The sequence below is a fragment of the Cryobacterium inferilacus genome (assembly GCF_019599185.1).
Classification (GTDB): Bacteria; Actinomycetota; Actinomycetes; order Actinomycetales; family Microbacteriaceae; genus Cryobacterium; species Cryobacterium inferilacus.
In genome coordinates this window covers 20115-42851 of record NZ_JAIEUL010000012.1, presented here as the reverse complement: position 1 = coordinate 42851, position 22737 = coordinate 20115, and the positions used below count along the sequence as shown (strand labels likewise).

The following is a 22737-nucleotide window of genomic DNA, read 5'->3' as shown; positions in this document are numbered from 1 at the left end:
CAGCACACTCACTATGAGTCCGCAGTCGTACTCGAGAGGTTTCATATGTCGGCATTCCTTGCCTGGCTGGCTGACTTGCCGCCCCTGGTTCAAGTCCCCATCATCATTCTCGCGTTCGTGGCCCTGGTGGCTGCGATCCTGTTCTTCGTCGAAATAGCCCCGCGCAAGGGCACCGTCTACACCGTCATCCGTCTCGCCGTCTGCGTCGCCGCACCCCTGCTGATCCTGGTCGCTGCCGGATCGTACTGGTGGGCCATCGCCGCGGCCGCCGTTCTCGGTGGGATCTTCTTCATCGTCGACTTCCGCTCGCGTTCCGGTGCCGGCTACCTGTTCCAACTCTTCGGCTTCCTCGCGCCGGCCATCCTGCTCCTGATCGTCGGCCTGGTCATCCCGACCATCCAGACCACGGTGCAGGCGTTCATGAACTCGCGCGGCACCGAGTTCATCGGCTTCGACAACTTCGTCTGGGTGTTCACGCAGCCGGAGGCCATCCGTACCGTGCTCAACACGATCGTCTGGGTGCTCATCACCCCACTCGTATCGACGATGGCCGGTTTGGCGTACGCGGTCTTCATCGACAAGAGCCGCGGTGAGAAGTACTTCAAGATCATGGTCTTCATGCCCATGGCGATCTCCTTCGTCGGGGCGTCCATCATTTGGCGCTTCATCTACACGGCGCGTCCGGCCGACCAGAACCAGATCGGCCTGCTCAACCAGGTTGTGGTGTGGCTCGGCGGCACTCCCGTCGACTTCCTCTCCGTCGCACCCTGGAACACGGTCTTCCTGATCGTCGTGCTGATCTGGGTGCAGACCGGATTCGCCATGGTGGTGCTCTCCGCGGCCATCAAGGGTGTACCGGCCGAGCAGCTGGAGGCAGCCGAGCTCGACGGCACGAACGCGTGGCAGAAGTTCACCAATGTCACGGTGCCCGGCATCCGCAGCGCCCTCGTCGTCGTGCTGACGACGATCTCCATCGCCTCCCTCAAGGTCTTCGACATCGTGCGGACCATGACAGCAGGCGCCAATGACACCAGCGTGATCGCGAACGAGATGTACACGCAGTTCAAGAACTTCGAGCAGGGCCGGTCCGCCGCCTTCGCCGTGATCCTGTTCCTGCTGGTGCTTCCGATCGTCGTCTACAACGCCCGCCAGATTCAGAAGCAGAGGGAAATCCGATGAGCGCGATTCTTCCGGTGAAGCTCCCCATCGACAAAACCACCAAGAACCAGCTGCGGCGCGGCAAACGCCGCCAGGAGTTTGTCGCGGCCAAGCGCACCAAGAAGCGGCTCACCAGCCGGGGTGCCACCGCTGCGGCGCTGGTGATCGCCGTGCTCTGGACGGTCCCCACTTTCGGTCTGTTCGTGTCGTCGTTCCGGCCTGCGCAGGAGGTGCGCAGCACCGGATGGTGGACGATCTTCTCGAACTGGGGCCTCACCCTCGATAACTACAGCGAGGTGCTCCAGGCCGGTAACAGCCAGCTGAACCTGGCCGGAGCGTTCATCAACTCGCTGGCGATCACGCTGCCGGCCACGTTGCTGCCCCTGATCATCGCCAGCCTCGCGGCCTACGCGTTCGCCTGGATCAACTTCCGCGGCAAGAACGTGCTGTTCATCGCGGTTTTCGCGCTGCAGATCGTCCCGTTGCAGATGGCCCTGGTGCCGCTGCTGCAGTTCTTCTCGCGGGGTGAGATCTTCGGTTTCCCTGTCGTCTCCGCGATCAGCGACGCCGGCGGATATTCGCAGGTGTGGATCGCGCACACAATGTTCGCGCTGCCGCTGGCCATCTACCTGTTGCACAACTTCGTGTCGGAGATCCCCGCCGACGTCATCGAGGCGGCGCGGGTCGACGGCGCAGGTCACGGGCAGATCTTCTTCCGGATCGTGTTGCCGCTGACGATGCCCGCGATCGCATCCTTCGCCATCTTCCAGTTCCTCTGGGTCTGGAACGACCTGCTGGTGGCGCTGATCTTCGCGGATGGCGCGGTGGCCCCGATGACCAAGCTACTGGCCGAGATCACCGGTAGTCGCGGCCAGGACTGGCACCTGCTCACGGCGGGCGCGTTCATCTCGATCCTCGTGCCGTTGATCGTGTTCTTCAGCCTGCAGCGTTACTTCGTACGCGGTCTGCTGGCCGGCTCCACGAAGGGGTAATCCCCACAGAGTGTCATCCGGTGCACGCGCGCCGGCAACGACGGACCGGCCCCGCACGTGCGGGGCCGGTCCGCTGCGTTGGGCCTTGTCGTTAGTTTCGGTCAGCGTGGTGGGCTGGTGCTGGCGCGGAGGACGAGGTTGGTCGGGGCGCGGGTGAGCAGGGTGGTGGTGGTGGTGTTTTCGAGTTCGGTGAGGAGGGTGTCGACGGCGAGGGTGGCTTGGTTGCGTGGGTGTTGTTCGATGGTGGTGAGGTGGAACATGTCGGCGTAGGGGTGGCCGTCGATGCCGATGACAGAGAGGTCGGTGGGGATGTGGAGGCCGAGTTCTCTGGCGGCGATGATGAGTCCGACGGCGATTTCGTCGCTGGCGGCGAAGACCGCGGTGGGGCGTTGGTGTGGGTCGCTGAGTAGGGCGAGTCCGGCTTGGTGTCCGCCGGGGACGGTGAAGGCGCAGGCGGTGAAGCCGTTGTCGGTGGGGAGGCCGGCGGTGCGCATGGCGTCGGTGAAGCCGGTGAGGCGTTTGGTGTGGACGGCGAAGTCCATTTGGTGTGCTTGGTCGCCGCCGACGTGGCGGATGTCGGTGTGGCCGAGGGTGAGGAGGTGCTCTGTGGCCAGTCGGGCGGCGGCGATGTCGTCGATGGCGATGGTGTGGGCGCCGGGGATTTCGCCGCCGATGCCGACCAGGGGTCGGCCGGTGCGGTGGAGTTGGGTGACTTCGGTGTCGCTGAGTTCGACGCCGACGGAGATGACGCCGTCGAAGCGTTTGCGGGCGAGGAAGAAGTCGAAGACTCGTTCTCGTTCGGCGGAGTGGGTGGGCAGGTTGTAGAGGGTCATGTCGTAGCCGCGGGCGAGGAGGGCTTGTTCGAGGCTTTCGAGGACCTCGGCGAAGAACCACCGGCTGATGAACGGGATGATCACGCCGACGCTTTGGGTGCGTCCGGTGACCAGGCTGGCGGCGTTGGGGGAGGCGACGTAGCCGATCTGCGCGGCGGCGGCGATGACCTTGGAGCGGGTTTCGTCTGACACGTAGCCGCGGCCGCTCAGCGCGCGGGAGGCCGTGGCCTTGGCGACACCAGCGAGGCGCGCCACATCGGCGATCGCGCTCATGCCAGCCTCCGTCCTTGGAAAACTCGACCACACCCTAGCCCGAACCCGGCCGGGGTGGAACCGGTTCCATGCCGCCGTCGGCGTCCCGCTGCCCGATCGCGGTCGGGTGGCCGTGAGGGCGGGGCCTTTGTCAATCTGTGACCTGTTCGGGGTTGTGGCGCATCGGACTCGGTCGTACTTTGTGCTCTGGAACCGGTTCCTTATGCAATCGCTTTTCGAACCGCCACCCGAGCACGCACAACATTTCGGTCCACTCGGTCGTCCGGGTGCGGCCACCCGCAACACTCACTGAGGAGGAATTGCATGAGCGCGAAACAGCGTCGCCGGCTATTTATCCCGATCGCTGCCGCTGCAGTGGTGGGTCTCGCCCTGACCGGCTGCACCGGCGACATCGCCGCGGAGGAGACGGCCGACACCGACTGTGCCGATTACGAGGCCTACGGCACCTTCGACGCCGGTACAGAGGTCAACATCTACGGCACGATTCTCGAGGTCGAGGCCGACCGTCTGAACGAATCCTGGGCCGACTTCGAGGCCTGCACCGGCATCGACGTGATCTACGAGGGCAGCGCCGAGTTCGAGGAGCAGATCAACGTACGGGTGCAGGGCGGCAACCCGCCCGACCTCGGCATCACCCCGCAGCCCGGCCTCGTGGCCGACCTGGCCAGGTCCGGCGCGCTCGTGCCCGCACCCCAGGCGGTGGCCGACAACGTGTCCGAGTTCTGGTCAGAGGACTGGGCCAGCTACGGCACCGTCGACGGCACCCTCGTCGGAGCGCCGCTGATGGCCAGCATCAAGGGTTACGTCTGGTATTCGCCCGCCGTCTTCGAGGAGAACGGCTGGGAGATCCCCGCCACCCTGGACGAGCTCGCCACGCTGACGGACGAGATTGCCGAGTCCGAGGTCATGAAGCCCTGGTGTGTCGGATTCGCCTCCGGTGTTGCCACCGGCTGGCCCGGAACCGACTGGGTGGAAGACATGGTCCTGCGCCAGGCCGGCCCCGAGGTTTACGACCAGTGGGTCAACCACGAGATCCCGTTCAATGACCCGGCCATCGCCGAAGCACTCGACACCGTCGGGGACTTCATCAAGGGACCGGCCAACGTGAACGGTGGCCTCGGCGAGGTCAACTCGATCGCCACGACCGAGTTCGGTGACGCCGGACTGCCCGTGCTCGAGGGAACCTGCGCCATGCACCACCAGGCCACGTTCTACGAGGGCTTCTGGCCGGACGGCACAGAGGTCGCCGAGGATGGCGATGTCTGGGCTTTCATCACCCCCGGAGTTGAGGAAGATGCCGCTGCTGTCACCGGCGGAGGCGAGATCGTCGTCGCCTTCAACGACAGCGAGGAGACCGTCGCGGTGCAGACCTACCTGTCCAGCGACACCTGGGCGAACAACCGGGTGAACATCGGCGGTGTCATCAGCGCCAACACCGGCCTGGACCCGGAGAACGCCAGTAGCGACCTCCTCGCCACCAGCGTCGAACTCCTGCAGGACCCCGACACCACGTTCCGCTTCGACGCCTCGGACGTCATGCCCGGCGCTGTCGGAACCGGATCGTTCTGGAAGGGCATGGTCGACTGGATCGGCGGTAAGAGCACCGCAGAGACCCTCGACTTCATTGAAGGTTCCTGGCCGGCCGAGTAACCAGCCGACTGATTCAGCGGGCCGCGTGGCACCAGCCGCGCGGCCCGCTGAAGCACCACTGTTTCAGACCACTCACTGAGGAGGCGGATCTACTCGTGACCACTACCGATCTCATCGGCAAATTGCTTCAGGTGGGCCTGGCCCTGGCCGGTTTTTCGGCCGTTCTCGGCCTCATCTTCTTCTTCGTCGACCGTGCACCCAAGAGGGGGCGCGATGTCGTCCAACTTCTGGCCTTCCTCCTGCCGGCAATGGCGCTGATCGCGATCGGACTGGTCTATCCCGCCATCCGCACCACCATCACCGCGTTCGGCGACAAAGCCGGAAACTTCATCGGGCTGGACAACTTCGTCTGGATGTTCACCCAGCCAGAGGCGCTGATCACCCTGCGCAACACCGTGGTCTGGGTGATCATCGCCCCAGCGGTCTCGACGATCATCGGCCTCGCGTACGCCGTGTTCATCGACAAGTCCAGGGGCGAGCGCATCTACAAGGTGCTGGTCTTCATGCCCGTCGCGATCTCGTTCGTGGGGGCCGGCATCATCTGGAAGTTCATCTACGAGTACCGTCCCGCCGAGCGGGACCAGATCGGCCTGCTCAATCAGATCTTGGTGTGGTTCGGCCAGGAGCCGGTGCTCTGGTTACAGACCGAACCGATCAACACCCTCATGCTCATCATCGTGTTGATCTGGGTGCAGACCGGTTTTGCCATGGTCATCCTGTCGGCGTCGATCAAGGGGGTATCGATCGAGCAGCTCGAGGCCGCCCAGCTCGACGGCACCAACGCCTGGCAGCGCTTTCGCAACGTGACGCTGCCCGGCATCCGCGGGGGTTTGGTCGTCGTGCTCACGACGATCACCATCGCCACCCTGAAGATCTTCGACATCGTGCGGACGATGACCGGCGGAAACTTCAACACCAGCGTGGTGGCCAACGAGATGTACACCCAGGCGTTCCGGGCGGTGGAGCCGGGACGAGGCGCGGCACTGGCCGTGGTCCTGTTCTTGCTGGTGTTACCGATCGTGGTCTACAACATCCGAGTCCTGCGCCAGCAGAAGGAGATCCGATGAGCGACAACGTGGTCGACCTGCCGATTCCCGGCACCGCCAACCGGAAGGACACCGCCGCAGAGGCCGTTGCCGGCACCAAGGCCGGTCGCGTCAAGCGCCGCCTCACCTCCAGGTGGGCGACGTTGGCGGCGCTGATCATCGCCGTGGTCTGGACGATTCCCACCTTCGGCATCCTGCTGTCGTCGTTCCGCCCTGAAGAGCTCATCCGCACGACCGGCTGGTGGACGATCTTCCAGAACCCCGGGTTGACCCTGGACAACTACCGGGATGTGCTGTTCTCCTCGAGCGCGTCGTCGCCGCAGCTGGGCAGTTACTTCGTGAACTCCCTGGCCATCGCCATTCCGGCCACCCTGTTCCCGCTCGTGCTGGCCGCCATGGCGGCGTATGCGTTCGCGTGGATCAAGTTCAAGTGGGCCGGGGCGCTCTTCGTCTTCATCTTCGCGCTGCAGATCGTGCCCATCCAGATGGCCCTGATCCCGCTGCTGCAGATGTTCACGTCGATCCTGCAACCGATCCAGGCCCAGATCCACGATGTGATCCCGCTCATTCCGGAGCAGACCTACGTGCAGGTGTGGATCGCGCACACCCTGTTCGCCCTGCCGCTGGTGATCTTCCTGCTGCACAACTTCATTTCGGAGATTCCGTCCGAGGTGATCGAGGCCGCCAAGGTCGACGGGGCCAGTGCCAGCCAGGTCTTCTTCCGGATCGTGCTCCCGCTGTCCGTGCCGGCGATCGCCTCGATCGCGATCTTCCAGTTCATCTGGGTCTGGAACGACCTGTTGGTGGCCCTGGTGTTCTCCGGCGGAACGGCGGACGTGGCGCCGCTGACCCAACGATTGGCGGAGCTCAGTGGTAACCGAGGGCAGGACTGGCATCGACTGACCGCCGGGGCGTTCGTATCGCTGGTGGTGCCGTTGATCGTGTTCTTCGGTCTGCAACGGTACTTCGTGCGCGGCCTGCTCGCGGGCGCGACCAAGGGGTAGCTCCGTCCCCGTGCGCCTCAGCGGACCGGCCCCGGGCATCGGGGTCGGTCCGCTGATTTAGAGTGAATCCATGAGCGGAACGCACGGCGCGGGGGGACGTCCCCCAGAGGAATTCCGGGGACGCCGCAATCGGGTCAGCAACGACGACGCGGCGGCGCAGAAGGCCCAGAACGCCGAGGCGCCCCGGATACCGAATCTGTTGGGCCGCATCCGTTCGCTGTTCGCCCCGCACGGGAAGAAGCTCACCGTCACGGTGATCCTGGTGCTGCTGGCTGCGGCCCTGTCGGTACTGCCACCGCTGCTGATCCAGCGGGCGTTCGACGAGGGCCTGTTCCCGCCATCCGGCGGGCCGAACCTGCAGCGGCTGAGCGTGCTGGTGGCACTGATGATCGCCGCCTACGTCACCACCGCGCTGCTGGGGGTGTGGCAGACCTGGCTCACGGCCACCGTGGGCAACTCCGTGATGGGCGCGCTGCGGGTGCGGCTGTTCACCCACCTGCAGGCCATGGAGCTGAGCTTCTTCACCCGCACCAAGACCGGGGTGATCCAGTCCCGGCTGCAGAACGACGTGGGCGGTGTGGCGAGCGTGCTCACCAACACGGTCTCCAGCGTGCTCGGCAACGCCGTGACCGTGATCGCCGCGTTCGTGGCGATGCTGCTGCTGAACTGGCAGCTGGCCATCGTGGCGGTCGTGCTCATGCCCATCCTGGTTTTCGCGCAGCGCCGGGTCGGCCAGGTGCGGGCGCGCATCGCCGCGAAGACCCAGGAGTCGCTCTCCGACATGACCGCGATCACCCAGGAGACCCTGAGCGTGTCCGGCATCCTGCTGTCCAAGAGCTTCACCAGGCAGAAGACCGAGATTGCCCGGTATTCCCACGAGAACGACAACCAGGTGCGGCTGCAGGTGAGCCAGCAGATGAGCGGCCAGTGGTTCTTCGCCATGGTCAGCATCTTCCTCTCCAGCATCCCGGCGATCGTGTACCTGGTTGCGGGGGTCCTGCTCACCAACGGCGCCGTTGATATCACCGCTGGCACCGTCGTGGCCTTCACCACCGTGCAGGCGCGGCTGCTCTTCCCGTTGCTCGGCCTGATGCGGGTGGCGCTGGACCTGCAGACCTCCAGCGCCCTGTTCGCGCGGATCTTCCAGTACCTCGACCTCATCCCGGCCATCAGTGACCCGCCCGGCGCCATCCCCGTGCCCGCCGTGACCGGCCGGGTCGAGTTCGACGCCGTCACCTTCGCCTACCCGGATGCCGCGGTGGACGCCCGGCCGACCCTGGACGCGGTCTCGTTCGCGATCGAACCCGGTGAGTTCGCTGCCTTCGTCGGGCCCAGTGGTGCGGGCAAGACCACCGTGTCGTACCTGATTCCGCGTTTCTACGAGGCCACCGGCGGCCGGGTGCTGTTCTCCGACGTGGACGTGCGGCACCTCGCCCAGGAATCGCTGGTGTCGCACATCGGCATTGTCAGCCAGGAGACCTACCTCTTCCACGCGACCATCGCCGAGAACCTCCGCTACGCCAAACCGGACGCCACGGATGCCGAGCTCGAGACCGCGGCGCGGGCCGCCAACATCCACACCACCATCGCGTCGTTCCCGGCCGGGTACGACACCGTGGTGGGGGAGCGCGGCTACCGGCTCTCCGGTGGGGAGAAGCAGCGGGTGGCCATTGCCCGGGTGCTGCTCAAGGACCCCGCGGTGCTGATTCTGGACGAGGCCACTAGCGCGCTCGATTCCATCTCGGAGCGGGTGGTGCAGGCGGCGCTGGACACCGCGTCCAGGGGGCGCACGACCATCGCGATCGCGCACCGGCTGTCGACGATCGTGACCGCAGACGTGATCTTCGTCATCGACGCGGGCCGGGTGGTCGAGCGCGGCACCCACCAGGAGCTGCTCGCCGCCGGCGGCACCTACGCCTCGCTGTACGCGGAGCAGGCCCCGGAGCGGCGCCTCGACGCCTGACGCGCACGCGAGCCAGGGTCGCGGCGGCTACTCCGGTTCGCGGTCGGCGAGCATGGACTCCATCAGGGTGATCTCGGCCTCCTGGGAAATGATCACCGAGTTGGCGAAGCCCAGCACCGAGGTGTTGTTCGCGCGGTCCTGCACGGCCTCGGCCATGTCGACGGCGCCCTGGTGGTGGGCGATCATCAGAGTGAGGAAGATCCGCTCCGCCTCCACGCCCGTGGCGGCGGTGAGCTCGGCGATCTGCTCAGCGGTGGCCAGCCCCGGCATCGGCTCGCCTGGAGTGTGTGCCCCGTCGGTATGGGCGTGGCCGGAGCGGCCTGGCCGGGTCATCCAGGTCATCTCCGGCTCGGGGCCGGCCTGGGGCAGGTCCCACTCGGTGAGCCAGCCGTAGAGCTGACCGGCCTGCTGCGCCTGCGTGGTGGCGATGTCGTAACCGAGCAGGCGCACATCGGCCGCACTCGTGCGATCACGGATGAGCATGGCCAGTTCGACCCCCTGCAAGTGGTGCACCTGCATATCGCGGGCGAAGCCGGCCTCGGCGCTCGTCGAGGTGGGGGTGGGGTTGTCCATGGTGCTCAGCCGGCCCACCGAGAACCCGACCAGGCCGACCGCCACGGCGGCGACAACCGCCGTGACGATCAGGGTGAGACGGCGGACGGCGGGGCTACGCCTTGCCTGGGGCATCGTAGGCACCGGTGCACAGTGCGCCAGGTTCTGGCACGTCGTTGCTCTTCCAGTACTCCTCGAAGAACGCGGCCACCCGCTCATCGTCGGCCGACTCCACCTGCAACTGCGAGTTCCAGCCGCTCAGCACGATGGGGGCGGGCAGGTCGTCGAAGGGCGAGAGGATCACGTAGCTGGAGGGGAGGGCCTCCTTGAGAGTGTCCAGTTCGGCGGCGGGAAGATCCGGGTCGTAGGTGACCCACAGGGCGCCGTGTTCGAGGGAGTGCACCGCGTTCTCGCTGGGCACCGGCTCGGTGTAGACGCCGCAATTGAGCCAGGTGGGGTGATGCTCGCCACCGGCCGGGGGCGTCTGCGGGTAGTCGACCGGGGTTTCGACGTGCATTGAGGCGTTCTCGAAGGTCTCCACACCGTCGATCTCGGTGCCGTCACCGCCGGCGGAATAGGTCGCGCTCTGCGGGGTGAGCACGATCGACGTGATCACCAGTGCGAGCACCGCAACGCCGGCCGTGATTCCGGCGATCAGGCCGATCTTCCGGTTGCGGGCGCTGCGCTTCTGCTCGCGGTGGTACTGCTCGAGTTTCTGGGCGCGCTGCTGGGCACGCTGTTGTTTCACGCTGGGCTTGGCCGAGGGAGGAACGGACGGGCCGGTGGGCGGGGCAGGGGTCACGAGGGCCTCTTTCATTTGCTGTGCTCCTATTCGAACTCATCGGTTGGGACCGCCTCTTCCCCGAGGGCGCATCTCACAGATGGTTCACAGGCTGGTCGGGATTCTCCGGCCTCGGACTAGAGTGTGAATGTGATCATCCTGACGTCGTGTCCCTGTTGCCGCTTTCGCTAGCCGACTCGCACACCCCTCTCTTTTCGGTTCCAGGACCGTCCCCCCGCACCTCCCGCCGCGCAACACCGACGCCGCACCCCGTCTCCCAGACGAAGGATCATCATGAAAATCGCTGACACCATCCTCGACCTCATCGGCAACACCCCCCTGGTCAAACTTCACCAGGTGACCGAGGGCGTTTCCGCCACGGTCCTGGTGAAGTTGGAGTACCTCAACCCCGGCGGATCCGCGAAGGACCGTATCGCCACCCGCATCATCGATGCCGCGGAGCGCGACGGGCTGCTGGCGCCGGGCGGCACCATCGTCGAGCCCACGTCGGGCAACACCGGGGTGGGCCTCGCGCTGGTCGCCCAGCAGCGTGGCTACAAGTGTGTCTTCGTGCTGCCGGACAAGGTGGGCGAGGACAAGCGCAACGTGCTCACCGCGTACGGTGCAGAAATCGTCGTGACGCCGACATCCGTGGCCCCAGACGACCCCGAGTCCTACTACAGCGTCTCCGACCGGCTGGCCCGTGAAATCCCGGGCGCCTTCAAGCCCAACCAGTACGCCAACCCGAACGGTCCGCTCAGTCACTACGAGTCCACCGGCCCCGAGATCTGGCGCGACACCGACGGCACCGTCACCCACTTCGTGGCTGGCGTGGGCACCGGCGGCACCATCACCGGCACCGGCCGGTACCTGCGCGAGGTGTCGAACGACTCGGTGCGCATCATCGGCGCCGACCCGGAGGGATCCGTCTACTCTGGGGGCACCGGCCGGCCGTACCTGGTGGAGGGTGTCGGTGAGGACTTCTGGCCGGGCGCGTACGACCCGGCGGTGCCGCACGAGATCATCGCCGTTTCCGATGCCGACTCGTTCGAGATGACCCGACGCCTCGCTCTCGAAGAAGGCATCCTGGTCGGCGGTTCGAGCGGCATGGCCGTGGTCGCGGCCCTCCGCGCCGCGAAAGACCTGCCCGCCGACGCCGTGGTGGTGGTGCTGCTGCCCGACGGCGGCCGCGGTTACCTGGGCAAGATCTTCAACGACGGCTGGATGCGCAGCTACGGCTTCTCCAACGCACCCACCGGTCACACCGTGGCCGACCTGCTGCGGTCGAAGACCGGTACGCTGCCGCCGTTCGTCTACGTGCACCCCAACGACACCGTGCGCGACGCCATCGAGGCGATGACGTCGGCCAGCGTCTCGCAGCTGCTCGTGCTCGGGGCCAAACCTCCCGTCGTGATGGGTGAGGTGCTCGGTGCACTCGACGAGCGCAGCCTGATGGGCCGGGTGTTCTCCGGCGAGGCGCAACTCACCGACAAGGTGGGGTCGATAATCGGTGACGCGCTGCCGCTGATCGGGGTGAACGAGCCCGTCGGCTCGGCCCGCACCGCCTTCGCCGAGCACGACGCACTGCTCGTCACCGACGGCGGCAAGCCGCTCGGCGTGATCACGCGGCACGACCTCCTCACCTACCTCAGCGCTTAGCCCGCGCCCGCGCAGCCCCTGCGCCCGGCGACGCATCCGCACAACCTTCCGAAAGAAGACCGCACCATGAGCCAGTCAGAGAAGCAGAACTTCAACACCATCGCCATCCACGCCGGGCAGGAATTCGACCCGACCACCGGCGCCGTCATCCCGCCGATCTACCAGACCTCCACCTACGTTCAGGACGGCATCGGCGGCCTCCGCGGCGGCTATGAATACAGCCGCGGCGGCAACCCCACCCGCACCTCGCTGGAGACCATGCTCGCCGCGCTCGAGGGCGGAAAGCACGGGCTGTCCTTCGCCAGCGGGCTCGCCGCCGAAGACAGTCTGCTGCGCGCGGTGCTCGTTCCGGGTGACCACGTGGTGCTCGGCAACGACGTCTACGGTGGCACGCACCGGCTGATCAACCGGGTGCACGGCGCCTGGGGTGTGCGCAACACCACGGTGGAGATGAGCGACCTGGCCGCGGTCGAAGCCGCCATCATCCCCGGCGAGACCAAGATCCTCTGGGTGGAGACGCCGAGCAACCCGCTCATGAAGATCAGCGACATCGCCGGTCTGGTCGAGATCGGGCACCGCCACAGCGTGCTCGTAGTGGTCGACAACACCTTCGCCTCTCCGGCGCTGCAGCAGCCCCTCGCCCTCGGCGCCGACGTGGTCGTGCACTCCACCACCAAGTACCTCGGCGGCCACTCCGACGTCATCGGCGGTGGCCTGGTCATCAACGACGACGAGCTGGCCGAGAAGACGAAGTTCATCCAGTTCGCGGCCGGCCCGGTCTCGGCACCTCTGGATGCCTGGCTCACCGTGCGCGGCATCAAGACCCTCGCCGTGCGGATGGAGCGGCACAGCAGCAACGCCCTCACCATCGCCCGCTACCTGGAGACCCACCCGGCGATCGAGAAGGTCTACTACCCGGGTCTCGAGAGCCACCCGGGCCACGAGTTGGCCGCCTCCCAGATGACTGCGTTCGGCGGCATGCTCTCGATCGCGTTCCGCGGTGGCGAAACCGCCGCCAGGCTCTTCGCCGAGTCGATGCACCTGTTCCAGTTGGCTGAGTCGCTCGGTGGGGTCGAGTCCCTGGTGAACTACCCGTCCGAGATGACCCACGCGTCGGTGCGCGGCACGGAGCTCGAGGTGGCCACCAACATCGTGCGTCTCTCGGTGGGCATCGAGGACATCGACGACCTCCTCGCCGACCTCGCGCAGGCCCTGCCCGCCAGCTAACCCGCCCGCAACTGTTCCCGGAACGGACAATTGCGCCCGGTGTGCCGGGCGCAATTGTCCGTACGGGCAACAGTTGGTTAGTGGATGGGCGGCCGCGCGGGATCGCATGCTTCCCCGGGCATCTTTCGAACGCCCGAGTGTGATCGTGTTGCCCACCGACCTCGTGGTGCGCGCCAGCGCCTGATCGGCCGGTCTCGCGGCGTGGTCGATGTGACAGTCACATCTACTTCCACGGGGATGTGACAGTCACATCCGCGGCGCCGTGGGCGCTCCCTGCGCGCCTCTCCCGTGCATAATTGACCTGCGGCCACATTTGTGACCGTGCACATTCAAACGAGGCCACCCCGTGCCAGCTGATCTGCCCAAGAGTCGCGCACCCAGCATCCGGGATGTCGCGCGCCTTGCCGGAGTGTCTCATCAGACCGTGTCGCGGGTGCTGAACAACCACCCCAGCATCAGGGACAGCACCAAGGCCAAGGTGCAGCAGGTCATGGACGACCTGCAATACCGGCCCAACCGTGCCGCCAGGGCGTTGTCCCGTGGCACCTCCCGCACGATCGGTGTGCTCTCGGCGTCGAGTTCGCAGTACGGCCCGGCCAGCAGTATTGCGGCCATCCAGGACGCCGCCAGGGAGGCCGGCTACTACGTGAACACGGCCAACCTCACCGCGGTCGATCCCGAGTCGATCGAGGCGGCCCTGGACCATCTGATGCTGCAGTCGGTGGAGGGCATCGTCGTGATCGCCCCGCAGATGCGCGTCTTCGACGTTCTCGAACAGCTCTCGATCTCGGTGCCGTACGTGACCCTGCAATCCACCGGCGGGCTGAATGACCACGGCCTGTCCGTGGACCAGATCGCCGGTGCCCGACTGGCGACCCGGCACCTGATCGACCTCGGCCACCGCAATATCTACCATCTGGCCGGCCCGCAGGACTGGATCGAGGCGGAGGCGCGGATGCGCGGGTTCCTCGACGAGATGGGGGCGATGGATGTGCCGACGACGGCGCCGATCCTGGGCGACTGGACCGCGGACTTCGGCTACTACGCCGGCCGGGAGTTGCTGCGGGTGCGGGACTTCACCGCGATCTTCTCGTCGAACGACCAGATGGCGCTGGGCCTGATGCACGCCATCCGTGACGCCGGCCTGGACATCCCCGGCGACATCAGCGTGGTCGGATTTGATGACATTCCCGAATCAGCACACTTCTGGCCGCCGCTGACGACCGTGCGCCAGGACTTCGCCGAACTGGGTCGACGGTGCATGGACCTGCTGCTGGACGACATCACCGCCGGCCCGGTCGTGGACCGCAGTGCCATCATCCCGACCCTGATCGTGCGCTCGTCCACGGGTCCGCCCGCGTTCTGAGCCCGGCCTCGCCGATGCCGCGACGACCCCGCTCGTGGGGCGTTACCCAAAAGTGACAAACCGGACTTGACAGATCTTTCCCCGATACGGCTAACATGAGAAACGCGATGTGACCGTTCACATTGAACCGGAACATCCGCATCACCCGCATCACCTCAGACAAGGAAGTCGATTCTGTGATCACCACCGCCGCGCAGCCTGCAGCTGGCTTCGAGTCTGCGCCGGTGACGGCATGAGCACCTTCGGCCCCCAGATCGAGGTCGCCATCGCCCGCGTCCGCGCCGACATCGCCCGGCTCCACGGTGAGCTGACCGCGAACGGCCTGGTCGTGTGGACCGGCGGCAACGTCTCCGGCCGCGTGCCTGGTGCCGACCTGTTCGTGATCAAGCCGTCCGGTGTCGACTACGCCGAGCTCGCGCCGGAGAACATGATCCTCTGCGATCTCGACGGCCGTGTCATCCCGGAAACGCCCGGCTCCGACCGGTCGCCGTCCAGCGACACCGCCGCGCACGCCTACGTCTACCGGAACATGCCCGAGGTCGGCGGCGTCGTGCACACCCACTCGACCTATGCCACCGCCTGGGCCGCTCGCGGCGAGGAGATCCCCTGCGTCATCACGGCCATGGCGGATGAGTTCGGCGGGCCGATCCCGGTCGGCCGGTTCGCGATCATCGGCGACGACACCATCGGTCAGGGCATCGTCGAGGCGCTCACCGGGCACCGCTCCCGGGCCGTGCTGATGCAGAACCACGGCCCGTTCACCATCGGCAAAGACGCCCGCGACGCGGTCAAGGCTGCCGTCATGGTCGAAGACGTCGCCCGCACCGTGCAGATCGCCCGCCAGGGTGGGGACCTCATCCCCATCCCGCAGGAAGCGATCGATGCCCTGTTCAACCGGTACCAGAACGTCTACGGCCAGGCGCCGCAGGGGGCGTTGACCTGATGCGTGCCACACCGGCAGCATCCACCCACAAGTTTGCACCTGGAGCTCACACCGATCCCCTCGTGACCGATAAGACCACCACCTCCCGGGATGTCTCCCTCGGGGTGCGTTGGAACCAGGCGGACATCCGCCCGGCGCACGCCCTGTAATCACACGCACCACATTCGCTTCACAGATTTGACATCAAAGTCGATTGAAAATACGAAAGGAACCACAGTGAAGAAGAAAGCATTCCTCGCAACCCTGGCTGCCGGAGCCATGGTTGTCTCGCTGGCAGCATGCTCCAGCGGCGGCTCAGACGGCGGCGAAGGCGCCGGCGACGGCGGACTTGTCGGCGTCGCGATGCCCACGAAGTCCTCGGAGCGTTGGATCAACGACGGTAACGCCGTCAAGGAGCAGCTCGAGGCAGAGGGCTTCACCGTCGACCTGCAGTACGCAGAAGACGACATCCCCATGCAGGTCTCGCAGATCGAGAACATGATCACCAAGGGCGCAGAAGCCCTGATCGTCGCCTCCATCGACGGAACCACCCTCACCAGCGTGCTCCAGGACGCCGCAGACGCCGACATCCCCGTCATCGCCTACGACCGCCTGATCCGCGACACCGAGAACGTGAACTACTACGCCTCGTTCGACAACTTCAAGGTCGGCCAGCAGCAGGCCTGGTCGTTGCTGAACGGCCTCGGCCTGACCGACCTGGAAGGCGCGCCGCTCGCTGACGCTCCGGCCGGCCCGTTCAACATCGAGATCTTCGCTGGTTCCCCCGACGACAACAACGCGACGTTCTTCTTCGACGGCGCGATGGATGCCCTCCAGCCGCTGATCGACTCCGGCGTGCTCGTTGTCGGCAGCGGCCAGACCGACTTCGAACAGGTTGCAACCCTGCGCTGGGACGGTGAAGAGGCACAGAGCCGTCTGGAGAACATCCTGACGTCCACGTACTCCGACGGCACCGTCATCAACGGCGTGCTCTCCCCGTACGACGGCATCTCGCGAGGCATCATCTCTGCCCTCGAGGGTGCCGGCTACTCGGTCGGCGACGCCTGGCCCGCAATCTCCGGCCAGGACGCTGAGCTCGACTCGGTCAAGGCCATCGTTGCCGGTGAGCAGTACGCCACGATCTTCAAGGACACCCGCCAGCTCGCTTCGGTCGCGGTCGACATGACCATCGCGCTGCTGAACGACGAGGAGCCCGAGGTCAACAACACGACCGACTACGACAACGGTGTGAAGGTTGTGGACTCCTACCTCCTCGACTCCGCAATCGTGGTCAACGAAAACATCACGGAGCAGCTGGTTGACAGCGGCTACTGGACCCAGGCCGAGATCGACGGCTAAGAGTCACGTGTTCATGACCGGCCGGCGGGGTTCACGCCCCGCCGGCCGGTCATCACAACGGATACACCTCAGAAAGGAATGCACGTGACCACCAACATCCTCGAGATGCGCGGTATTACCAAGACCTTCCCCGGCGTCAAGGCGCTGCAGGACGTGACGCTCAATGTCGCTCGCGGCGAAGTTCACGCCATCTGCGGTGAGAACGGCGCGGGCAAGTCCACGCTGATGAAGGTGCTCAGCGGCGTCTACCCGCACGGCACCTACACCGGCGACATCGTCTTCGAAGACGAGGTCGTCGAGTTCAAGGACATTCGGGACAGCGAAGCCAAGGGCATCGTCATCATCCACCAGGAACTCGCACTGAGTCCCTACCTCTCCATCGCGGAGAACATCTTCCTCAACAACGAACAGCGCGGCGCTTTCGGCCTGATCGACTGGAACAAGACCAACAGCGAGGCCGTCAAGCTGCTCGCCCGGGTGGGCCTGCGCGAGAACCCCACCACCAAGATCATGGACATCGGCGTTGGCAAGCAGCAGCTGGTGGAGATCGCCAAGGCGCTCTCCAAGCGCGTGAAATTGCTCATCCTGGACGAGCCGACGGCCGCCCTCAATGACGAGGACTCCGATCACCTGCTCAACCTGATGCTGCACCTCAAGGGCCAGGGCATCACGTCGATCATCATCAGCCACAAGCTGAACGAGATCAAGAAGGTCTCCGACGCCGTCACGATCATTCGCGATGGCAAGGCCATCGAGACGATCGCCAAGGCCGATGTCACCGAAGACCGCATCATCAAGGACATGGTCGGCCGCGACCTCGAACACCGCTACCCGGATCACACGCCCAACATCGGCGAAGAGATCCTGCGGGTCGAGGACTGGACCGCTCACCATCCTCAGGACCCCAACCGGGTGATGGTGGATGCCGTGAACCTGAACGTGCGTCGCGGCGAGATCGTCGGCATCGCCGGGCTGATGGGCGCAGGGCGCACCGAGTTCGCGATGAGCCTCTTCGGTCGCACCTACGGCAGCCGCATCTCGGGCAAGGTCTTCAAGGCGGGCAAGGAGATCAAGACCCGCACGGTGACCGAGGCGATCGACAACGGCATCGCCTACGCCACCGAGGACCGCAAGACCTACGGGCTCAACCTGATCGAGGACATCAAGCGCAACATCTCGATGGCCTCACTGGGCAAGCTCGTCAAGGGTGGCCTGGTTGACGACAACGAAGAATTCAAGGTCGCCAACGAGTACCGCACGAGCATGAACATCAAGGCGCCGACCGTGCTGGCCAAGACCGGGAAACTCTCCGGCGGTAACCAGCAGAAGGTCGTGCTGTCGAAGTGGATCTACTCGAACCCCGACGTGCTGATCCTCGACGAGCCCACCCGCGGCATCGACGTGGGCGCCAAGTACGAGATCTACGCGATCATCAATGCCCTCGCCGCACAGGGCAAGGGCGTCATCGTGATCTCGTCTGAGCTGCCCGAACTGATCGGTATCTGCGACCGCATCTACACCCTTTCCGAGGGACGCATCACGGGAGAATTCCCGATCGTTGACGCCACCCCGGAAACCCTCATCAAGCACATGACCATGGAAAAGGCCCGTTAGCGTCGGCGCTATCGGCAAAGGAGAAACGTCAAAATGAGTGATCTCGAAACCAAGCCGGCGAGCAATTCGGCCGCAGGCGCACAGGTGAACCCCAGCAGCTCGAAGATCGGGACCTGGCTCAGCCACGTCGTCACCGACCTCGGCAAGAACGGTATTTTCATCGCGTTGATCGTGGTGGTGGTGCTGTTCAGCTTCCTGACCGACGGCATCCTGCTGCGGCCGCAGAACATCTCGAACCTGATCGTGCAGAACGGGTACATCCTCGTTCTGGCCGTGGGCATGGTGATGGTCATCATCGCCGGCCACATCGACCTGTCGGTCGGATCGGTCGCCGCCTTCGTCGGAGCCGTATCCGGTGTGTTCGCCGTCACCTGGGGCCTGCCCTGGTGGCTGTCGATCATCCTGTCGCTGCTGGTCGGCGCCCTCGTGGGTGTCTGGCAGGGCTTCTGGATCGCCTTCGTGGGCATCCCGGCGTTCATCGTGACGCTGGCCGGCATGTTGATCTTCCGCGGCCTCGCGCTCGCAGTGCTCGGCAACGCCAACATCGGTTCGTTCCCGGCCGAATACCGCGCACTGGGCAACGGCTTCCTCACCGACCTGTTCGGTGAATTCGAGCTCGACCCGCTGACCCTGGGTGTGGCCGCGATCGCGATCATCGCCCTGGTGGTGCAGCAGTTCCGCACCCGCAACGGCCGGGCCGCGTACGGCCAGGAAGTCGAGCCGCTCGTCTGGTTCGTCGGCAAGCTCGTGCTCATCACCGTCGTGATCGGCATGTTCGCCTACGCACTGGCCTCCTACAAGGGCATCCCGGTCACGCTGATCGTGCTGGCCGTGCTGGTTCTGGTCTACGGCATCATCATGAACCGCAGCGTGTTCGGCCGTCACATCTACGCGATCGGTGGCAACCTGCACGCCGCCGAGCTGTCGGGCGTCAAGACCCGCAACGTGACGTTCTGGCTGTTCGTGAACATGGGTGTACTCGCCGCTCTCGCCGGCCTGATCTTCACCGCCCGCCTCAACCTGGCCGGCCCGAAGGCCGGTGACGGCTTCGAGCTCGAGGCCATCTCCGCCGCCTTCATCGGTGGCGCGGCCGTGCAGGGTGGTGTCGGCACCATCGGTGGCGCCATCATCGGTGGTCTGATCATCGGTGTGCTGAACAACGGCATGTCGATCATGGGTATCGGTATCGAGTGGCAGCAGGCCGTGAAGGGCCTCGTGCTCCTCCTGGCCGTCGCCTTCGACGTCTACAACAAGCGCCGCTCCGGTGGTCGCTAGCTAACACCGCTCGTTCCGGCCGGCGGCCCCGCATCCCTTTGGATGCGGGGCCGGCGGCTTTTCTGCGCCCGCCGGCCCACGCATCCGCCCGCCGTGTCATCTCGCGGCAGTAGTCAGGCCCCAGATCGGGAAGGGGATGGTGGGGTCAGGCGTCGGGGGTGAGGCGGCGGGTGGAGGCCCGCTCGATCAGGGTGGGGACAGACGCCGGCAGGCGAGCGCCGTCGCCGTTGATCTGGCCGAGCAGCTCGCCGAGCATGTCCCGGCCGATGCGCTCGAAGTCCTGCCGCACGGTGGTGAGCGGCGGCGACAGGTGCTCGGCCTCCGGCACGTCGTCGAACCCGACGATGCTCACATCCTGCGGCACCGAACGGCCGCGGTCGGACAGGGCGTGCATGAGCCCCACCGCCATCTGGTCGTTCGCCGCGAAGATGGCCGTGAGCCCCTCGAGGTCGCAGGCCATGCCGAAGCTGTACCCCGCCGACGGCGACCAGTCGCCGATGCCGATGCGCTGGGCTTGGAGACCGCGGGAGGCCAGCTCATCGCGCCAGCCACGTTCGCGTTCGCGGGCGTCGATCGAATCGCTCGGTCCAGCCAGGTGCGCGATGGTGCGGTGACCGAGCTCGGCCAGGTAGGCCACGGCACTGCGGGCGCCGCTGTACTGGTTGGCACCCACCGTGGTGATGCCAGAGCGCGGCGTCGCCTCCAGCGCCACGACGGGAATGGCCAGTTCCATGGCGGCGACGACGTCGACGACGCCCTGACGGCTGGTGATCACCGCGATCCCCTCCACGTTCTGCCGCAGGAACGCCTCGACGACGGCCCGGATGGCGGACGCCTCGGTGTCGATCAGGCTGGCCGTGAAGACCGACCAGGAGGCCTTGCGCGCGGCGGCGTTGAAGTACAACTGGGTGGATGCCGGTCCGAACTCCGGCGTGCCGGTGGCGATCAGGCCGATGGTGCGCGAGCGCCGGGTGACGAGTGCCCTGGCGGCGGGGGAGGGCACGTAGCGCAGCTTCGTGATGGCCTCTTCGACCCGCACCCGGGTGGACGCCCGCACATTGGGCAGGTCGTTGAGCACCCGCGAGACCGTCTGGTGCGAGACCCCGGCGAGCCGGGCGACGTCGAAGATCGTCGCCTGGCGGGGAGTTTCCTCTCTCACGGCGATCCCTTTCCCTGCGGGTAACAAGGCCCCGGCACACCGCGGTCGATTCTCACGCGGTGCATACGGCCAGCCCACTTGGCGCAGGGTTGTGAGTGCAATTCTAGTTCAGCGCCCCGGCCCGCTGCCGCCAGGTGCACGGCGGGCCCGGTCACCGCTGGACCCACCGGGCGTCACCGTCGTCGTCCTCCGCACCGTCGGCGATGACGGTGAGCAGCCGCTCGACGGTGAGGTCGTGATTGGCGATGTCGGCGACCTTCTTGCGGTCCCGCAGGATCGCCACCCGGTTGCTGATCCGCAGCACCTCCTCGAGCTCAGCGGAGATGAACACCACCGCGAGGCCGTTCTCGGCGAGGTTGGTGACCAGGTTCTGAATCTCGGCCTTGGCCCCGATGTCGATGCCGCGGGTGGGCTCATCCAGGATCAACAGCCTGGGGGCGATGGCCAGCCACCGGGCGAGCAACAGCTTCTGCTGGTTGCCGCCGGAGAGATTCCGCACCAACGCCTCCGGGTTGGGCGGGCGGATGTTGAGCGCCTGGATGTAGCTGAGGGCGAGTTCGTCCTGCCGCTTGCGGGAGATCCGCCGGAACCAGCCCAGGTCGGCCTGCAGGGCCAGCACGATGTTGTCGCGCACGGTCAGGTCGCCGATGATGCCCTCACCGCGGCGGTCTTCGGAGGCGTAGGCGATGCGGCGCTTCAGCGCATCCCGCGGGCCACGGAATTTCCGTAGCGAACCATCCACGGCCACGCCGCCGCTGTCGGGCCGGTCGATGCCGGCCAGCAGCCGGGCGAGTTCGGTGCGGCCGGAGCCGAGCAGCCCGGCCATGCCGACGATCTCGCCCTCGTACACGGCCAGGTCGATCGGTTCGAGCGCGCCGTCCCGGCCCAGCCCGATGGCGCTCACCAGCGGCAGTTCCCCGCCGAGGGCCTCCTCGACCTCCCGCTCGGTGGTGCGATGCTGCAGCTCGGAGAGCGCCGACATCTCGGCGCCGACCATCTTCTGCACCAGATCGATGCGCAGCAGGTCGTCGGTGAGGTACTCGCCGACGAGCCGGCCGTCGCGCAGCACGGTGAGCCGGTCGGAGATCTCGTAGACCTGCTCGATGAAGTGCGAGATGAACAGAATGGCGACCCCGGCCTGCTTGAGCTGGGTGATGATGCGGAAGAGCTCGGTGACCTCGTCGGTGTCGAGGCTGGACGTGGGTTCGTCGAGGATCAGAACCTTGGGCTGCACGGCCACCGCCCTGGTGATGGCGATGAGCTGCTGCACGGCCAGAGAATGGTCGGCCAGGACCGAGGCCGGGTCGATGTCGAGGTTCATCGCCCTGAGCATCTCGCCGGCGAGCCGGCGGGTCGCCGGCCAGTCGATGCCGCCCCACGGCCGACGTGGTTCGTGCCCGAGCAGGATGTTCTCGGCCACGGTGAGGTTGGGCAGCAGGTTGATCTCCTGGTACACGGTGCTCACCCCGGCCCGTTGCGCGTCGGCCGGGCTGGTGAAGGAGACGAGTGCTCCGTCGACCTCGATGCGGCCGCCGTCGATGCGGTAGACGCCGGTGAGCGATTTGATCAGGGTGCTCTTGCCGGCACCGTTCTCACCCATCAGCGAGTGCACCTCGCCGGGGAACAGCCGGAAGTCCACGGCATCCAGCGCGGTCACGCCCGCGAACGTGACGGTGATACCGGTCATGACCACGATCGGTTCGGCTCTACTGTCGTGCACGTCGCGAACCTCCTCGTCCTCTGTGAATGTTAGGGTTCACAACTGGTTCGGCGCAACCGCTGCAGAATTCGCGACGAGCCCCGTTCGGAGGCCTTGACAACCGCTCGGAAAGGCGGATAGCCTCCGAAAAGAGCGATTGTGAAGGCTAACAATTGGTTTGGACAGCGAAGTCGGAAACTATCAA

18 protein-coding genes are annotated in these 22737 nt (G+C 66.0%); 13 read left to right on the top strand and 5 right to left on the bottom strand.

Translation table 11 applies throughout. The annotated features are described in order from the left end of the window. The first annotated feature begins 45 nt into the window (after positions 1–45). Both K2F54_RS11835 and K2F54_RS11830 read left to right on the top strand, forming a co-directional pair. A complete protein-coding gene (locus K2F54_RS11835; RefSeq protein ID WP_220606065.1) occupies positions 46–1179 on the top strand; it encodes a carbohydrate ABC transporter permease in 1134 nt (377 codons plus the stop codon). After that, positions 1176–2150 (top strand): carbohydrate ABC transporter permease, encoded by a 975-nt coding sequence (locus K2F54_RS11830; protein WP_220606064.1) that lies wholly within the window; start codon positions 1176–1178, stop codon positions 2148–2150. Before K2F54_RS11835 ends, K2F54_RS11830 begins: the two co-directional genes overlap by 4 nt. A 101-nt stretch (positions 2151–2251) precedes the next feature. Here K2F54_RS11830 and K2F54_RS11825 read toward each other — a convergent pair whose 3' ends face one another. After that, positions 2252–3256 carry a LacI family DNA-binding transcriptional regulator gene (locus K2F54_RS11825; protein WP_220606063.1) on the bottom strand — a complete coding sequence of 335 codons (1005 nt, stop codon included), beginning with the start codon at positions 3254–3256 and terminating at the stop codon, positions 2252–2254. Positions 3257–3559: 303 nt separating this feature from the next. On the opposite strand from K2F54_RS11825, the gene K2F54_RS11820 reads away from it, so the two are divergent. The 4 genes from K2F54_RS11820 (at position 3560) to K2F54_RS11805 (ending at position 8919) form a co-directional block, all read left to right on the top strand. Next, positions 3560–4906: an ABC transporter substrate-binding protein gene (locus K2F54_RS11820; RefSeq protein ID WP_220606062.1), complete on the top strand. Its 1347-nt coding sequence runs from the start codon at positions 3560–3562 to the stop codon at positions 4904–4906. Positions 4907–5001: 95 nt separating this feature from the next. After that, positions 5002–5973 carry a carbohydrate ABC transporter permease gene (locus K2F54_RS11815; protein WP_220606061.1) on the top strand — a complete coding sequence of 324 codons (972 nt, stop codon included), beginning with the start codon at positions 5002–5004 and terminating at the stop codon, positions 5971–5973. After that, positions 5970–6956 (top strand): carbohydrate ABC transporter permease, encoded by a 987-nt coding sequence (locus K2F54_RS11810; RefSeq protein ID WP_220606060.1) that lies wholly within the window; start codon positions 5970–5972, stop codon positions 6954–6956. Before K2F54_RS11815 ends, K2F54_RS11810 begins: the two co-directional genes overlap by 4 nt. A 70-nt stretch (positions 6957–7026) precedes the next feature. Continuing rightward, positions 7027–8919: an ABC transporter ATP-binding protein gene (locus K2F54_RS11805; RefSeq protein ID WP_220606059.1), complete on the top strand. Its 1893-nt coding sequence runs from the start codon at positions 7027–7029 to the stop codon at positions 8917–8919. Positions 8920–8946: 27 nt separating this feature from the next. On the opposite strand, the gene K2F54_RS11800 is transcribed toward K2F54_RS11805, so the two are convergent. After that, positions 8947–9606: a DUF305 domain-containing protein gene (locus K2F54_RS11800; RefSeq protein ID WP_220606058.1), complete on the bottom strand. Its 660-nt coding sequence runs from the start codon at positions 9604–9606 to the stop codon at positions 8947–8949. Continuing rightward, positions 9587–10273 carry a thioredoxin-like domain-containing protein gene (locus K2F54_RS11795; protein ID WP_308287634.1) on the bottom strand — a complete coding sequence of 229 codons (687 nt, stop codon included), beginning with the start codon at positions 10271–10273 and terminating at the stop codon, positions 9587–9589. The genes K2F54_RS11800 and K2F54_RS11795 overlap by 20 nt, the downstream gene beginning before the upstream one ends. 273 nt (positions 10274–10546) lie before the next feature. Between K2F54_RS11795 and K2F54_RS11790 the strand changes: the two genes are divergently transcribed. The 7 genes from K2F54_RS11790 to mmsB all read left to right on the top strand — a co-directional run bounded on the left by K2F54_RS11790 (position 10547) and on the right by mmsB (position 19674). Continuing rightward, a complete protein-coding gene (locus tag K2F54_RS11790; protein ID WP_220606056.1) occupies positions 10547–11911 on the top strand; it encodes a cystathionine beta-synthase in 1365 nt (454 codons plus the stop codon). 66 nt (positions 11912–11977) lie between these two features. Then, complete coding sequence (locus K2F54_RS11785; protein WP_220606055.1) at positions 11978–13138, top strand: cystathionine gamma-synthase; 1161 nt, start codon at positions 11978–11980, stop codon at positions 13136–13138. Between the two features lie 346 nt (positions 13139–13484). Further along, positions 13485–14504: a LacI family DNA-binding transcriptional regulator gene (locus K2F54_RS11780; RefSeq protein ID WP_220606054.1), complete on the top strand. Its 1020-nt coding sequence runs from the start codon at positions 13485–13487 to the stop codon at positions 14502–14504. A gap of 232 nt (positions 14505–14736) precedes the next feature. Beyond that, positions 14737–15447: an L-ribulose-5-phosphate 4-epimerase gene (locus K2F54_RS11775; protein ID WP_220606053.1), complete on the top strand. Its 711-nt coding sequence runs from the start codon at positions 14737–14739 to the stop codon at positions 15445–15447. Positions 15448–15663: 216 nt separating this feature from the next. After that, positions 15664–16785, top strand: a complete 1122-nt coding sequence (chvE, locus tag K2F54_RS11770; RefSeq protein ID WP_308287633.1) for a multiple monosaccharide ABC transporter substrate-binding protein — start codon at positions 15664–15666, stop codon at positions 16783–16785. 84 nt (positions 16786–16869) lie between these two features. Beyond that, complete coding sequence (gene mmsA / locus K2F54_RS11765) at positions 16870–18399, top strand: multiple monosaccharide ABC transporter ATP-binding protein (RefSeq protein WP_220606052.1); 1530 nt, start codon at positions 16870–16872, stop codon at positions 18397–18399. Between the two features lie 33 nt (positions 18400–18432). Beyond that, positions 18433–19674, top strand: a complete 1242-nt coding sequence (gene mmsB, locus K2F54_RS11760; protein WP_220606051.1) for a multiple monosaccharide ABC transporter permease — start codon at positions 18433–18435, stop codon at positions 19672–19674. A 145-nt stretch (positions 19675–19819) separates the two neighbouring features. On the opposite strand, the gene K2F54_RS11755 is transcribed toward mmsB, so the two are convergent. Continuing rightward, positions 19820–20833, bottom strand: a complete 1014-nt coding sequence (locus K2F54_RS11755) for a LacI family DNA-binding transcriptional regulator (protein WP_220606050.1) — start codon at positions 20831–20833, stop codon at positions 19820–19822. Between the two features lie 151 nt (positions 20834–20984). Then, entirely contained in the window at positions 20985–22520 is a 1536-nt protein-coding gene (locus tag K2F54_RS11750) for a sugar ABC transporter ATP-binding protein (protein ID WP_220606136.1), read from the bottom strand. Between the last annotated feature and the right edge of the window lie 217 nt (positions 22521–22737).